The 14151-nt window shown below is 55.4% G+C and carries 16 protein-coding genes; 15 read left to right on the top strand and 1 reads right to left on the bottom strand.

The features are described from left to right. The first annotated feature begins 102 nt into the window (after positions 1-102). From efp to recN, 10 genes are all read left to right on the top strand, one after another. Positions 103-660 carry an elongation factor P gene (gene efp / locus JUF11_RS01790; RefSeq protein ID WP_125579574.1) on the top strand — a complete coding sequence of 186 codons (558 nt, stop codon included), beginning with the start codon at positions 103-105 and terminating at the stop codon, positions 658-660. A gap of 83 nt (positions 661-743) precedes the next feature. Next, positions 744-1181 (top strand): Asp23/Gls24 family envelope stress response protein, encoded by a 438-nt coding sequence (locus JUF11_RS01785; RefSeq protein WP_125579575.1) that lies wholly within the window; start codon positions 744-746, stop codon positions 1179-1181. After that, the gene (nusB, locus tag JUF11_RS01780; RefSeq protein WP_204118059.1) at positions 1182-1577 is read left to right on the top strand and encodes a transcription antitermination factor NusB; all 396 of its coding nucleotides are present in this window, start codon (positions 1182-1184) and stop codon (positions 1575-1577) included. Between the two features lie 116 nt (positions 1578-1693). Beyond that, positions 1694-2545 (top strand): bifunctional methylenetetrahydrofolate dehydrogenase/methenyltetrahydrofolate cyclohydrolase FolD, encoded by an 852-nt coding sequence (gene folD, locus JUF11_RS01775; RefSeq protein ID WP_204118058.1) that lies wholly within the window; start codon positions 1694-1696, stop codon positions 2543-2545. Beyond that, positions 2538-3884 carry an exodeoxyribonuclease VII large subunit gene (gene xseA, locus JUF11_RS01770; RefSeq protein ID WP_204118057.1) on the top strand — a complete coding sequence of 449 codons (1347 nt, stop codon included), beginning with the start codon at positions 2538-2540 and terminating at the stop codon, positions 3882-3884. Before folD ends, xseA begins: the two co-directional genes overlap by 8 nt. Further along, a complete protein-coding gene (locus JUF11_RS01765) occupies positions 3877-4107 on the top strand; it encodes an exodeoxyribonuclease VII small subunit (RefSeq protein ID WP_204118056.1) in 231 nt (76 codons plus the stop codon). The genes xseA and JUF11_RS01765 overlap by 8 nt, the downstream gene beginning before the upstream one ends. Continuing rightward, complete coding sequence (locus JUF11_RS01760; protein WP_204118055.1) at positions 4100-4963, top strand: polyprenyl synthetase family protein; 864 nt, start codon at positions 4100-4102, stop codon at positions 4961-4963. Before JUF11_RS01765 ends, JUF11_RS01760 begins: the two co-directional genes overlap by 8 nt. Before the next feature lie 3 nt (positions 4964-4966). Continuing rightward, entirely contained in the window at positions 4967-5788 is an 822-nt protein-coding gene (locus JUF11_RS01755) for a TlyA family RNA methyltransferase (RefSeq protein ID WP_204118054.1), read from the top strand. A 72-nt stretch (positions 5789-5860) separates the two neighbouring features. Next, positions 5861-6313: an arginine repressor gene (locus JUF11_RS01750; protein WP_204118053.1), complete on the top strand. Its 453-nt coding sequence runs from the start codon at positions 5861-5863 to the stop codon at positions 6311-6313. Between the two features lie 3 nt (positions 6314-6316). Further along, complete coding sequence (gene recN, locus JUF11_RS01745; RefSeq protein ID WP_204118052.1) at positions 6317-8005, top strand: DNA repair protein RecN; 1689 nt, start codon at positions 6317-6319, stop codon at positions 8003-8005. 78 nt (positions 8006-8083) lie between these two features. Here the strand turns inward: recN and JUF11_RS01740 are convergent, their stop codons facing one another. Beyond that, the gene (locus JUF11_RS01740; protein WP_204118051.1) at positions 8084-8383 is read right to left on the bottom strand and encodes a hypothetical protein; all 300 of its coding nucleotides are present in this window, start codon (positions 8381-8383) and stop codon (positions 8084-8086) included. A gap of 97 nt (positions 8384-8480) precedes the next feature. On the opposite strand from JUF11_RS01740, the gene JUF11_RS01735 reads away from it, so the two are divergent. The 5 genes from JUF11_RS01735 to priA all read left to right on the top strand — a co-directional run bounded on the left by JUF11_RS01735 (position 8481) and on the right by priA (position 14135). After that, entirely contained in the window at positions 8481-9170 is a 690-nt protein-coding gene (locus JUF11_RS01735) for a patatin-like phospholipase family protein (protein WP_204118050.1), read from the top strand. Positions 9171-9228: 58 nt separating this feature from the next. Next, positions 9229-9837 (top strand): guanylate kinase, encoded by a 609-nt coding sequence (gene gmk / locus JUF11_RS01730; RefSeq protein ID WP_125579586.1) that lies wholly within the window; start codon positions 9229-9231, stop codon positions 9835-9837. A 33-nt stretch (positions 9838-9870) separates the two neighbouring features. Then, a complete protein-coding gene (gene rpoZ, locus JUF11_RS01725; RefSeq protein WP_125579587.1) occupies positions 9871-10113 on the top strand; it encodes a DNA-directed RNA polymerase subunit omega in 243 nt (80 codons plus the stop codon). A 423-nt stretch (positions 10114-10536) separates the two neighbouring features. Next, positions 10537-11718, top strand: a complete 1182-nt coding sequence (gene coaBC, locus JUF11_RS01720; RefSeq protein ID WP_204118049.1) for a bifunctional phosphopantothenoylcysteine decarboxylase/phosphopantothenate--cysteine ligase CoaBC — start codon at positions 10537-10539, stop codon at positions 11716-11718. After that, positions 11715-14135, top strand: coding sequence for a primosomal protein N' (gene priA / locus JUF11_RS01715; protein WP_204118048.1), 2421 nt, complete (start codon positions 11715-11717; stop codon positions 14133-14135). The genes coaBC and priA overlap by 4 nt, the downstream gene beginning before the upstream one ends. The last annotated feature ends 16 nt before the right edge of the window (positions 14136-14151 follow it).

The raw sequence follows: 14151 nt of genomic DNA, 5'->3' as shown, positions 1-14151 counted from the left end.
GCCCGCCGTCTTTCGTCTTTTCTCTTTCGTCCTTCTGCTTGCATGGCCTTTGCCTGATTGATATAGTAAAGTGTAGCGATTTAGCAGTTATGGAGGAAATTTATGATTTCAGTAAACGATTTTAAAAATGGTTTGACAATCGAAGTCGATGGCGACTTGTGGCGGATTGTTGAATTCCAACACGTTAAGCCAGGGAAGGGTTCCGCGTTTGTGCGGTCCACTTTGAAGAACCTGCGGACCGGGGCCGTTCAAGAAAAGACCTTCCGTTCCACTGAAAAAGTTGAAAAGGCGCAGATTGATACCAAGACCATGCAGTATTTGTATGCCGATGGTGATAGCTATGTCTTCATGGATACCAGTACTTATGAACAGCTTTCCTTGCCAGGCGATGAATTGCAGGATGCGCTGAAGTACATGAAGGAAAATATGGAAGTCAAAATCATGATGCACGGGGCCGAAACGCTGGGCGTTGAGGTACCAAACACCGTTGATTTGACTGTGACCGCGACCGAACCTGGGGTGCGTGGTAATACCAGTTCAGGCGGTTCCAAGCCGGCCACGATGGAAACTGGCTTGGTCGTTCAGGTGCCATTTTTCATTAACGAAGGCGATGTCCTGACCATCAATACGCAAGACGGCAGTTACATTTCTCGCGCTTAAAAAAGCGCGGCAGTTGCTGCTGACGTTTTGATGCGTTAGACTTTTGAACGATGGCAGTGTGGCACGAGACAGGAGGAATTGGCATGGCAGAAGAATCGAATATCATTCTGGCAAATCGGACGGATGCGCAAGGCACGATTGAAATCGTTCCAGAAGTGCTGGAAGTGATTTTAGGCATCGCCGCGGTGTCCGTGGATGGAGTTTATCAAATGCGTGGCAGCATGGCCAGCACGATTAATTCATGGTTCGGCCGTGCCAATCATGGCAAAGGCGTCGATTTGAAAGTCGACGGCAAGCGGCTGACGGCGGATGTTTATGTTTACCTTGATTACGGGGTATCTGTGCCGAAGGTGGCTTTGGCCATGCAATCGACTTTGCGTGAACAATTGTTGTACATGACTGATTTGACCCTTGATGAAGTCAATGTGCATGTGGTTGGCGTCGTGCCAGAAAAAGCGCCGAAACTGGACGCCGAGGCCCTGTTTGCCGATGATAATGGCGAAAACGAGGACGACAAGTAAATGCTAGATAGACATGAGACACGGGAAGCCGCCTTCAAGGTGCTGTTTGCGCTGGCGACCAATCCTGATGCTGACCGCGAAACGGTTTACCAAGAGGTGCTGCCTGAAGGCGCCGCCACGCCAGATTATCTGGTGACGCTGGTGGATGGCGTGCTGGCCAAGCAGTCGGAACTGGATGAGCAGATTCAGGGTAAGCTTAAAGCAGGCTGGACATTAGCGCGGCTTTCCAAAACCGATTTGATTTTGCTACGGCTTGGCCTATACGAAATCACCGCAGTGGCTGACGTGCCTAATCGCGTGGCGGTTAACGAAGCCATCGAACTGGCGAAAACGTACAGTGACGACCAAGCGGCAAAGTTCATCAACGGGATCTTGGGCCATTTTGTTGAGGCCTGACCACGAGCCGACTACTGCGTAAAGCGGAGCCGGCTTTTGCTTTATGGTCGTCAAGCTGACGACTGCGAAATATCTAATGACCCAGTCGCGCGGCAGCGGCTGCAAGGGGGAAGAACATGACGATTCGACTTGATGGCAAACAAACGGCTAACAGCATGATGGCCACACTTAAAACTGAAATCACAGCGCTTAAGGCTAAGGGAGTGACCCCAGGGCTGGCTGTGGTACTGGTGGGCGATGACCCGGCCAGCGCCATTTATGTGCGAAATAAGCAGCGGCGGGCGGAAGAATTGGGCATCAATTCCGTCCGCCGCACCTTGCCGAAATCAGCCACCCAAGCGGAAGTGCTAGCTGAAGTGGCGACACTGAACCAAGATCCCAGCATCGATGGTATTTTGGTGCAGCTGCCACTGCCGTCGCAAATCGACGAAAACGCGGTGATCGAAGCCATTGATCCAGCTAAAGACGTGGATGGCTTCCATCCCCTGAACGTCGGCAAACTCTGGGAAAATATGCCGCGGATCATCGCCTCGACGCCTTTTGGCATCATGGCCTTGCTGGAGCATTACCATATTGATGTGGCCGGCAAACACGCGGTGGTGCTGGGACGGTCCAATATCGTGGGGCGGCCCATGGCAGCGCTGCTGCTCAATCATGACGCAACGGTGACAATCGCCCATAGCAAGACTCAGAATTTGTTTGCGATCACCAAGCAGGCCGACATTTTGGTGGTGGCGACTGGCCAGGCTGAATTCATCACCGCGGATGCGGTAAAGCCTGGCGCGGTGGTGATCGACGTTGGTATGGATCACAACGCAGCCGGGAAGCTGGTCGGCGACGTGGACTACGCCAGTGTGGCGCCGGTGGCCAGCGCCATTACGCCAGTGCCTGGCGGCGTGGGACCGATGACGATTGCTGGTTTAATGACGCAAACCGTGGCGCTAGCAAAGAGGCGAGTGCATGAGTGAGCCTGATTTTCTGACCGTCAGTTTGCTGACGGAGTACCTGCGGCGTAAGTTTGACCTGGATCCGTATTTGAAACAGGTCTTTTTGACCGGCGAAGTGTCCAACTTCCGCCAGCGCCCAGGGCATCAGTATTTTTCCTTGAAGGATGATCACGCCAAAATTAGTGTGGTCATGTTTAAGTCGGCCTTTGCCAAGCTCAAATTTAAGCCTGAAGAAGGCATGAAGGTCCGGGTCGTGGGCCGCGTGACGCTGTATCCGGCTAGCGGCCAGTATCAAATCGTCATCGACAAAATGGAACCTGATGGCGTTGGCGACTTGTATCAAGCCTTAGCCCAGCTGAAAGAAAAGCTGGAAAAAGAAGGCTTATTCACGCGCAACCAACGGCCCCTGCGCCCGTTTCCTAAGCGAGTGGCGGTGATTACCAGCCCTAGCGGTGCGGTGATTCAAGATATTATGACCACGGTGGCGCGGCGCTACCCAATTTTGCAGATTGTCTTGTTTCCGGCTCAGGTGCAAGGCGATACCGCGGCGGCCACCATTGTCACTCAGCTGGAGCGGGTCAAAGCCATGGGTGGTTTTGACGCGCTGATCATTGGCCGCGGCGGCGGCTCCATTGAGGATCTGTGGCCGTTCAATGAAGAAAAGGTGGCGCGGGCCTTGGTTGACATGCCGATGCCGATTGTCAGCTCGGTCGGTCACGAAACCGATACCACCATCACCGACTTCATCGCTGATCATCGCGCGGCCACCCCCACTGCAGCGGCGGAGCTGGTGACGCCGGTGCCACTGGTGGATGCGCTGGATCGCATCGCCCAAGATCGGTTGCGTTTGACCACGGCGATGAAAAATCGCATTGCCAACGCCCAAGAGCGGCTCGATCGCTCGCGGCGCAGCGTGGTGCTCACGCAACCGGAGCGATTGTATGACCAGTATTTGCAGCAAGTCGACCAGTTGAAGAACCGATTGCACGCTGCGACCAAAGCCCAGCTGGACTTTTTGGCGCACCGGGTCCAGGTGGCGCAAACCGCGCTTAATCCGCGTCAGCTCGGGGTGCGGGTGGCGACGGGGCAGCAAACCGTGCAAACGACCACGCACCGCTTGCAAACGGCGATGCAAAGTCTCTTGCAGGCCAAGCGGCAAGCCTTTGCCCAGGCGAATGAAGGGTTGGAGCACTTGGGCCCAGCTCAGATTCTAGGGCGCGGCTATGCGTATGTGACCGACGAGCAAGGGCGGATGCTCAAGCACGTGGCTGATTTTAAGCCGCAAAGCGCTGCTGTGATTCATGTGACGGATGGGCTTGTCCCAGTCGTCGTTCAAGAAAGGACGAAGAAAAATGGCTGAACCAACCTTTGAAGCAAATCTGCAGAAACTTGAAACCATCGTCACGCAGCTGGAGCAAGGCCAAGTGCCGCTGGAAGAAGCGCTGGAACAATATAAAACCGGCATCAAGCTCTCCCAGCAGCTGGAGGCGACGTTGAAGAACGCGGAACAAACCGTGACGCAAATGGTCAAAGAAGATGGCACCGTGGCCTCATTTGACCCGAAAGCCGATCAGCATGCTTAAACCTGACACTGAAGCATTACGGGCGCCTTTAAACGCGTTTTTGGATCAGCATCTAGCCACGGTTGAGAATGCCCATTTACAAGCCGCGATGCGCTATTCTGTCGACGCCGGCGGCAAAAGGTTGCGGCCACTGCTACTGCTCGCCACAGTGGCGACGTTTGGCGGCGAGGTAGAAGCGGCCATGCCAGCCGCCGCCGCCTTGGAACTGGTGCATACTTATTCGCTGATTCATGATGACTTGCCTGAAATGGACAACGACGATTTGCGTCGCGGGCAACCCACCGCACATAAAAAATTCGATGTCGCGACGGCGGTTTTGGCCGGAGATGCCTTGCAAAGCGAAGCGTTCACTTTGTTAGGGCAGCTCACCGCTCAGCCGCAGGTGCAAGTGGCGTTGCTCCAAACCTTGGCTGCCGCAATCGGCGGCAATGGCATGGTGGGCGGCCAGGTGATGGATATGGATTCCCAAGGCCAAACCATCAGCTTAGCCGACTTGAAACAGCTACAGCGCCTGAAAACCGGTGCCTTGCTGGAAGCGGCGGTGGTGATGGGCGGCCAGCTGGCCAACGTCGACGCGGCCACCTTTGGCGCGTTGCGGGCGTTTGCGGCGCATTTTGGGCTGGCTTTCCAGATCCAAGATGATATTAATGATCTGACCAAAACCGCAGCGCAGCTCGGGAAAACCCCGAACAAAGACGTGGCCGAGCACAAAGCCACTTTCCCGGCGCTGCTAGGTTTGGCTGGCAGTCGTGAGGCTTTGCAGCAGGAAGTCGCCGCAGCGGCGGCGAGCTTAGCCACGCTGAACCAACCGGCGCCGCAACTAAGCGCTTTTTTGACCTATTTTGAAACGAGGTAAACTGTGAAAAAAGAACGAGTCGATGTGCTATTGGTCGAGCAAGGGTTGTTCATGTCCCGCGAGCAAGCCAAGCGGGCGGTGATGGCCGGTGAAGTGTATGACCAAAACAATGAGCGGCAAGACAAGCCAGGGGTCAAAATTGCTGGGGACACGATTTTGCATGTCAAGGGTAAAACCATGCCTTATGTCAGTCGCGGTGGTTTGAAACTGGCCAAGGCGCTCGATGTGTTTGCTTTGGATCTGACGGGCCTGACCGTGCTTGATATCGGCGCTTCGACTGGCGGTTTTACCGATGTGGCCCTACAGCATGGCGCTAAGATGAGTTATGCGCTGGATGTTGGCTACAACCAGTTGGCCTGGAAACTGCGCGAAGATCCGCGGGTCAAGGTGATGGAGCGGGTCAACTTCCGCTACAGCAAACCGGAAGACTTCACTGACGGGCCAGTTGAGTTTGCCATGACGGATGTGAGTTTTATTTCGCTGAAGCTGATTTTGCCGCCGCTGCATGCCATCATTCAGCCCGGCGGCCATGCTGTGGCTTTGATCAAGCCGCAGTTTGAGGCGGGGCCGAGCCATGTCGGCAAAAAAGGGATTGTCCGCGATCCGGCGGTGCATCGCAGCGTTTTAACCACCATTGTCAACTTTGCGCTCGGTGCCGGCTACAATGTGCTCGGTCTAGATTTCAGCCCAATCAAAGGCGGGGAAGGCAACATCGAATTCCTGATTCATTTGCAGCAAACCGAGGGGGCTGGTCAAGCCGCCAGCACAGTGGATATCGAGCAAACCCTGGCTGCCGCCTACGCCGAATTACGCCCAGGCCACTAATGTATATCTATGCATCAGCTTTCACGAATATGCAGTATGTAGTATAATTATTAGTGGAAAGCAGGTGGCAGGATGCAAAAAACTCAACGGCATGCGCTCATCCGGCGCTTGGTCACCAGTCAGGCAATCGAACGCCAAAGTGATTTTGTGAAAGCCCTGAAAGCTGAAGGCGCCAATGTCACCCAGGCCACGATTTCGCGCGACATTAAGGAGCTGCAGTTGATCAAAGTGCCTATGGCTAATGGCCATTACCGGTATAGTTTGCCGGCGGAAAAACAACTTTCGCCAAGAGATAAACTCAAGCGGACCTTGGCGGCCTCGTTTGTCCGCAGTGACCGGATGAATAATTTTGTGCACCTGGTGATGTCCCCTGGCACCGCCGCGGCGGTCGGCAATCTGATTGACCAGCTTGACGATCCGCGGATTTTTGCTTCGATTGCTGGGGATGCGGCGATTCTGATTGTTTGTCGCAGCGATCAGGACGCGCTCACGGTGAATCAGGATTTAGACGAAATGGTGGGATAAACCATGCTGCAAGAATTAGTCATTCATGATTTTGCAATCATTGAATCCCTGGAGTTGAGCTTTGAAAAAGGCATGACCACGTTAACTGGGGAAACCGGCGCCGGCAAGTCGATTATCATCGACGCGGTGGGGCTGCTGGCAGGTGGCCGCGGCTCCACGGATTTCATCCGCACCGGCGCGCCCAAAGCGGTGTTGCAAGGCTTGTTTGATGCGAGCCGTAATTCCCGCACCGCGGCCGTGATGGCGACGTATGGCCTGGCGCCGGATGACGGCACCGTGCTGCTCCAGCGCGAGCTATTTGCCAGTGGCCGCAACCTGTGCCGAATCAACGGCGAGCTGGTGAACACCGCGACGCTGCGCGCAGTCGGCGAAACGCTGGTCGATATTCACGGCCAAAATGAGCATCAGCAGCTGATTCATCCGGAAACGCATATCACGTTGTTGGATCAATATGCGGGAGCCGCCGTTGGTGATTTGTTGAGCGATTTTCATGCGCAATACACGGCGTATCAAAAAGACCAAGCGGCCTTAGCGAAGAAACGCGCCAACGAGCAGGAGTGGGCCCAGCGTCTGGATATGTTGCAGTTTCAGGTTGGGGAAATTCAAGGGGCGCAGCTCAAACCCAATGAAGAAGACGAACTCAGCGTTGAGCGCGATCGCTTAGCCAATTATCAGCGGATCTCTGACGCGCTGACCGAAAGCTATGAGCTGCTCGGCAATGAAGATGCTAACCCGCTGGATCAAATCGGTGAAATCATGCATGCGCTGCAAGGAATTGCCGCTTATGGCAAGGACTATGAGGCGTTGGCCAACAGTGTCCAGTCGGTTTACTACGGCTTGCAAGATGTGCAAAGTGACTTGTCGCGGGAATTGGACGGGCAGGAATTCGATGCCAATCGCCTCGATGAAGTCGAAAAACGCCTGGAATTGATCAACCAACTGGAACGCAAATATGGCGCGGATCTCCCCGCAGTGATTGCTTACGGCGAAAAAGCGGCCAAGGAGCTCGCGCAAATGACGGCCACCGATGAGAATGAAGAAGGCCTCGATCAGCGCGTCCAGACGGAGCATGAGGCTTTGCTCAAGCTTGGGGCTAAGCTCCGGGCAGCGCGCCAGCACGCAGCAAAGGCGCTGACCAAAGCCATTCATGCGCAGCTCGCTGCGCTTTACATGGCCAAAACCGTCTTTTCCGTGCGCTTCACCCCGGTGGCAGAGGGCACGCTGCGGCCTGATGGCATCGACAACGTGGAGTTTTACATTCAAACTAACCCTGGCGAGGCGGCGAAACCACTAGCTAAAATTGCCAGTGGCGGGGAACTTTCCCGCATCATGCTGGCGCTGAAGACGATTTTTGCCGAAACCGACGGCGTCACCAGTATTATTTTTGATGAAGTCGACACTGGGGTTTCCGGCCGGGTCGCTCAAGCCATCGCCTCGAAGATCTCTCAAATTGCGCAGCGCTCGCAGGTGCTGTGCATCAGTCATCTGCCGCAAGTTGCGGCGATGAGTGATCATGAGTTCTTGATCCAAAAGCAGGTGGCGGCAGGGCGGACCCAAACCAAGGTGCAAAAGCTCGACCATACCGGCCGGGTCCAAGAAATTGCGCGGATGCTGGCGGGTGAGGAAGTCACGAAACTCGCGGTCGAACACGCGGAAGAAATGTTGCGGCTGGCAGCCGCGGCGAAAAAGTGAGGATGAAGACTGTCGCTGGCAGTCTTTTTTCGAATCAAAAAGCGCGACCTTGCCGAAGCAAAGCCGCGCGGATGGTGCTTAAACGCGCTGAATGTAGCGCAGTTGGTCAAATGAGACGACACGATATAAGTTACTGCGATATGCTTGAAACAAGAACCGATCGTCGCCCAGTTGACGAGTCAGGTGACCGGCCAGCGGGGTGGCTTCACCTTCAAAGAATAAAGCCACTCGGTAGTGACGGTCGAACGCTTGGGCCGTGAACGCGCGCAGTTGATTAGCCGGCATTGTCTGAGCAGGTTCTTCTAGCGCAAAGAACTGCTTGGTTGATTCAATCAGTGAATGCGTGACGGTTTGTAATGCGTTAGCGCGATTTTCCATTTTGATTTGCCCCCGAACATTTGTTTGTGACTTCATTATGCAAACAAACGTTCGAGAAGTCAAGCGGTTTTAAAATTTATTTTGAGGAGGTGAGCCTATGCCTTTAGCCATGGTGTTTGGCGGTGGCGGCGCGCGCGGCGCGTTTCAAGCCGGAGCCTATGCGGCCTTGGCCCAGACGGGGATAACGCCGCGGTTCATGGTGGGGACCTCGATTGGGGTCATCAATGCGTTAGCCACCACGAAACTGGCTGGCCCGCAGCTGGGGCAATGGTGGCTGACTAAATTGCCCACCCGCATGTTTGCCTTGGGTGGTGAACTGCCGTTTGTGCCAGTGCTAAAAGAGCTGATCCAATTGCCGCGGCGGCAGGCCTGGCCGGTGCTGGCCGTGACCGCCACTAAACGGACGCGACGCCCCCATGTGGTGACGCTCAACCAACCATCAGCAGAGCAGCTGCAGTGGCTCCTAGCGACAACGGCCATCCCTGGGGTCTACCCGCCGGTCACAATCTCCGGCCAGCGCTATGTCGACGGGGCGGTGTGCGATGAATTACCGGTGGATCTGGCCTATGATCTCGGGGCCACTGCGGTGATTGCCATCGAGGCCGGTGGGGTTGGCGCCCGCTCAACGCGCATCGCTGATTTCACCATTAAAATACCGCCGCAAATGCCCGGCATTTTGGATTTTCGCCGCCAAGGCCGGGCGTTGATGCTGACCCGCGGCTGGCAAGCAGGGCAAAAACTACTGAAAAGCCCTGAATTTCAAGCGTGGCGTGCCGAACAAGCTTGAAATTCACCGGCCTAAACGGCATAATGTGAGGTAACACAAAAATGAAAGAGGTTAAAGCATGCATGAACGGGGAATGCTGATCGTCTTATCGGGTCCTAGTGGTGTCGGTAAGGGTACGGTTCGGCAAGCCATGCTCCAAGACGATTTTCGCGATTTTCAGTACTCAGTTTCGATGACCACCCGCAAGCCCCGACCTGGGGAAAAAGACGGTATCGACTACTACTTCCGCACCAAGGAGCAGTTTGAGCAAGAAATTGCGGATGGGCAGATGCTCGAATATGCCAAATACGTCGACAACTACTACGGCACTCCGCTTAAGTATGTGAATCAAACCCTCGATGCCGGCCGCGATGTCCTGCTGGAAATCGAAGTCAAAGGCGCCATGCAAGTGCGGGCCAAATGTCCGGATGGGGTCTTCATCTTTTTGACGCCGCCAGATTTAGTCGCCTTGAAACACCGCTTGGTCGGCCGCGGCACCGATGATATTGCCACCATCAACAAGCGCATCCAGCAAGCGGCGCAAGAAATTAAGATGATGGAAAATTATGACTATGCCGTCGTCAATGACGAAGTGCCGCTGGCAGTGAAGCGCATCGAACGCATCATCGAAAGTGAGCACTTGCGGGTGCCGCGCGTGATCGATAAATACCGAAATATGGTAAACTAGACTGACGGTTAACGGAAAAAAGGAGCAAACATCATGATTATTTACCCATCCATCGATAAGTTACTGGCGAAGATTCCTTCCCGCTACTCACTGGCAGTTTTGGCTGCGAAGCGGGCGCATGAGCTGGAAAGTGGCAGCATCAAAATGTTGCCGGAATACCGCTCGCTGAAAAAAGTCGGTCAGGCGCTTGAAGAAGTCGCGGCTGGTGACGTCATCATCGACCCTGACTCTAAGTTGCTGGAACGTGACGCGGAAAAGCTGGACCACAAAGACTAAAGTGAATGAGGCTGAGACAAAATGCGGTTTTAGCCCAGAGTATAAGCCAAACGGCCTGTAAAACCCGAACTTAGGTTTTGCAGGCCGTTTGGCTTGTACGGCTAGGGCGTTGCATTTTGGCTCGCACTGTTCCGGAATAGTCGTGTGCCTATCTTCATCTCAAATTATGTCTCGATCACTTTTTCTTTGGGCAAAATTGTTGGGTTGCGAATAGCTAGGCTACTTTGTCGGCAAAAATCGCCAGCCTTCGCAGCGTATAGGTGCGCTCAGACCAGCAACGCGCGAGCGATTAGCTATGCTTAAGCCCTCGCCGGCAAGATCAGCCGGCAATGGCTTAAGCTAGGCTACTCGTCGCGCTAAAACCGCTGGCCTTCGCAGCGTGATATTCTTTGGTATAATAGATTCAAAAATGGAGGGGATTGCATGGCGAAACACATCGGAGTTTTTGTGACTGGCGGCATTGCGGCGTATAAAGTCCCGCTTTTGGTGCGCGCGCTCATTAAACAAGGCAATGAGGTGCGCGTGGCGATGACGCCAGCTGCGGCCAATTTTGTGACGCCGCAAACCCTCGCCACTGTCAGCAAGGCGGCGGTGCTAACGGATGCCGCTGAATTTGCTGCGCCAGAGCATGTGGCGCATGTGGCGCTGGCGCACTGGATGGATCAGGCCATTGTGGTGCCAGCTACCGCGAATACCATTGCCAAGCTGGCTTTTGGGCTGGCGGATAATGTGGTGACCACCACGCTATTGGCTTTCGCCGGGCAGAAGCTGCTGGTGCCGGCAATGAACGACCAGATGTGGCAGAATGCGCAAACCCAGGCGAATATTCGCCATCTGCAGGCCGCGGGCTGGCAAGTGTTGCCGCCAGCCACTGGCTTTTTAGCGGAAGGCTATGCGGGCGTTGGCCGCATGCCGGAACCGGACGCGATTGCGTTGTTCTCGGCGCTCGCGCCGCAACAGGCTTATTTGGCCGGTCAAAAAATTGTGATCACGGCTGGCGGGACCCGTGAACGCATCGATCCCGTGCGGTACTTGACCAATGACTCGTCTGGCAAAATGGGCACAGCGCTGGCTAACGCCGCCGCGGCAGCCGGCGCAGAAGTGGAACTGATTACTACCGCCCAGCAGTTGACGTTGCCGCAAGTCAAGGTGACAGCGGTGCAAACAGCTAGCGAGATGGCCACCGCGGTGCAAAGCCGCTTTGAGGCGGCCGATATCGTCTTGATGGCGGCGGCAGTGGCGGATTATCGGCCTGCTGCCCCAGCGGATCATAAGTTGAAGAAGCAAGGGGCGGCAGGACTGACTATTGATTTGGTGCAAAACCCGGATATTTTAGCGCAGCTTGGCAACGCGAAGACCCATCAGTTCGTGGTGGGTTTTGCGGCGGAAACCAATGATCTGCTGGCCAATGCCCAAACCAAATTAACGAAGAAACACGCTGATTTGCTGATTGCTAATCCAGTTGGTAGCGGTCTTGGCTTTAACGCCGACAACAATACCGTGACGCTGTTGTGGCCAAATGCGGCGCCAGAACCGCTGCCGACTGCCAGCAAAATCGCCTTGGCGCAAACCATTTGGCAAAAGATTGCCCAGGTGCGCGCATGACCACTGTGGCAAAAGTGATTGTCGATGTGCCGACGATGCAAACCGATCAGCCCTATGACTATGCCATACCGGCTGCTTTGACTGGCCAAGTCGTGCCGGGGATGCGCGTTTGGGTGCAATTCGGCCAAGGTACACGCGAAGTCAGCGGCATGGTAGTTGCCACCGAAGCGCAACCAGACTACGCTGGTACACTCAAGCCGCTGCTGGCGGTGCTTGATTATGCGCCAGTGATGAACAGTGAGCTGCTCAAGCTGTCCCATTGGCTGGCGCAAACGACCTATGCTTTTTGGATTACCTGTATTCAAACCATGCTGCCGGCGATGCTGAAAGTGGACACGGTGAAAACCGTGGCGCTTGGGCCAAAGCCCACCGCCGAGGCCGAAAGCCTCCTAGCAGCGCATCCAGGGATGGTGCTGGATCAGCACCTTGATGCCACATTGTCGGCTCAGGTGTTGCGGTTGGTGGCCAAACAGGCGTTGACCATTCAGTATCAAAGCCGCGACCGGGCCAAGGTGAAGACGCAAAACTATATTGTACCTAGCCTCACGCCGGCTGCCTACCAGGCTGAGGCCGCTGCGCTGCGGGCGAATGCCAAGCAGCAGCGGGCCTTACTTGAGGCGCTGACCCAATGGGCGCAAACCCACACTGAACCGGCCCTCACCACGGCGCTTAAAGATTCTGGACTGTCGCGCGCCACGGTGAACGCCGGGGTGCAGAAGGGCTGGCTCACGTTAGCCGCCCGCGAAATTTACCGCGCTCCTTATGCTCAGCTGGATCAGCAGCCGTTAACTCAACCACTCACCTTGACGGCGGACCAAGCCGCAGTGGTGAAACCGGTGGTCGCGGCGGTTGAAAGCCACACCGCTCAGCCGTTTTTGCTGGAAGGCGTGACGGGTTCGGGGAAAACCGAAGTGTATTTGCAAGTCATCGCTGCTGCCCTAGCCGCTGGCCGCAATGCCATGATGCTGGTCCCAGAAATTGCTTTGACGCCGCAAATGGTCCACCGGGTTAAAGGCCGGTTTGGTGATGCCGTTGCCGTGCTGCACAGTGGTTTGTCAGAAGGGGAAAAGTTCGACGAGTGGCGGCGGCTAGAACGCGGGGAAGCCCGCGTGGTGGTTGGCGCGCGTTCGGCGGCGTTTGCGCCGATGACCAATATCGGTGTATTCATCATCGATGAAGAGCACGAAACCTCTTATAAACAGGACGACGCGCCGCGCTATCACGCTCGGGATGTGGTGATGCATCGGGCTCAAACCTTTGGTGCCCCGGTGCTGCTGGGTTCGGCGACGCCAAGTCTGGAGTCGCGGGCGCGCGCGGAAAAAGGGGTTTATACCTTGCTGCGACTGCCTGAGCGCATCAATGATCAGCCGCTCCCGGCGGTGCACATCATCGATATGCGGGATGCTTATAAACAAGGCGGGAAGGACGACTTTTCCCAGCCGCTCCTCCAAGCCTTGCAAGCGCGTTTGGCCCGCGGCGAACAAAGTGTGCTACTGCTGAACCGGCGGGGTTTTTCTTCCTTTGTGATGTGCCGGGAATGCGGCTACCGGGTGCAATGTCCCAACTGTGATATCAGCTTGACCTTGCACATGGATACCCATACCTTGAAGTGCCACTACTGCGGCCATGAGGAACCCATTCCCACCGTGTGCCCGAAGTGTGGGTCGCGCAAAATTCGCTATTATGGCACTGGGACGCAAAAAGTCGAAGCTAGTCTGCATCAGCTGCTGCCAGCGGCGCGGGTGCTGCGGATGGATGTCGATACCACCCGGCGCAAAGGGGGCCACGAGAAGATTTTAGCCGCTTTTGGCGCGCATGAAGCCGATATCTTGCTAGGCACCCAGATGATTGCCAAAGGCCTGGATTTTCCCGATGTCACTTTGGTCGGCGTGATCAACGCCGATACCGGACTGGGGATGCCTGATTTTCGCGCCAGTGAGCGTACCTTTGATTTGCTGACGCAAGTGGCCGGCCGCGCTGGCCGCGCTGAAAAGTCCGGCGAGGTCTTCATTCAGACCTTCAATCCGGAACATTACGCGATTCAGTACGCGCAGCATCATGATTATGAAGGCTTTTTCCGCCAGGAGATGGTCACGCGCCATCGCGGCGATTACCCGCCATATTACTTCACGACCAAGCTCACGGTTAGCCACCAAAATGAGGAGGCGGCCGCGAAGTTGATTTATCAACTCGCCAAGCAGCTGCACGGCGCGCTCAGCCCGCAAGCGATTGTCCTAGGACCGACGCCAGGCGCCATTGCGCGGCTGAAAAATCGCTACATCTATCAATTGGTCATCAAATATAAACACGAGCCCGAGCTAGGCCCAGAATTAGACCGGATTTTGACTGAGACGCAAACCGGTACCCGCAAAGGTTACTTTGTGGGCATTGACCGCGAACCATTAACGTTTATCTAACAACCAGAAGGAGTGG

The organism is Lacticaseibacillus suilingensis, from assembly GCF_016861845.1.
Classification (GTDB): Bacteria; Bacillota; Bacilli; order Lactobacillales; family Lactobacillaceae; genus Lacticaseibacillus; species Lacticaseibacillus suilingensis.
Note: the sequence above shows the minus strand (reverse complement) of the source record. Positions and strands in the feature narration are given on the sequence as shown.

Coding starts and splice junctions, on each gene's coding strand:
- efp (WP_125579574.1), top strand. CDS start 103: ATGATTTCAGTAAACGATTTTAAAAATGGTTTGACAATCGAAGTCGAT.
- JUF11_RS01785 (WP_125579575.1), top strand. CDS start 744: ATGGCAGAAGAATCGAATATCATTCTGGCAAATCGGACGGATGCGCAA.
- nusB (WP_204118059.1), top strand. CDS start 1,182: ATGCTAGATAGACATGAGACACGGGAAGCCGCCTTCAAGGTGCTGTTT.
- folD (WP_204118058.1), top strand. CDS start 1,694: ATGACGATTCGACTTGATGGCAAACAAACGGCTAACAGCATGATGGCC.
- xseA (WP_204118057.1), top strand. CDS start 2,538: ATGAGTGAGCCTGATTTTCTGACCGTCAGTTTGCTGACGGAGTACCTG.
- JUF11_RS01765 (WP_204118056.1), top strand. CDS start 3,877: ATGGCTGAACCAACCTTTGAAGCAAATCTGCAGAAACTTGAAACCATC.
- JUF11_RS01760 (WP_204118055.1), top strand. CDS start 4,100: ATGCTTAAACCTGACACTGAAGCATTACGGGCGCCTTTAAACGCGTTT.
- JUF11_RS01750 (WP_204118053.1), top strand. CDS start 5,861: ATGCAAAAAACTCAACGGCATGCGCTCATCCGGCGCTTGGTCACCAGT.
- recN (WP_204118052.1), top strand. CDS start 6,317: ATGCTGCAAGAATTAGTCATTCATGATTTTGCAATCATTGAATCCCTG.
- JUF11_RS01740 (WP_204118051.1), bottom strand. CDS start 8,383: ATGGAAAATCGCGCTAACGCATTACAAACCGTCACGCATTCACTGATT.
- JUF11_RS01735 (WP_204118050.1), top strand. CDS start 8,481: ATGCCTTTAGCCATGGTGTTTGGCGGTGGCGGCGCGCGCGGCGCGTTT.
- gmk (WP_125579586.1), top strand. CDS start 9,229: ATGCATGAACGGGGAATGCTGATCGTCTTATCGGGTCCTAGTGGTGTC.
- rpoZ (WP_125579587.1), top strand. CDS start 9,871: ATGATTATTTACCCATCCATCGATAAGTTACTGGCGAAGATTCCTTCC.
- coaBC (WP_204118049.1), top strand. CDS start 10,537: ATGGCGAAACACATCGGAGTTTTTGTGACTGGCGGCATTGCGGCGTAT.
- priA (WP_204118048.1), top strand. CDS start 11,715: ATGACCACTGTGGCAAAAGTGATTGTCGATGTGCCGACGATGCAAACC.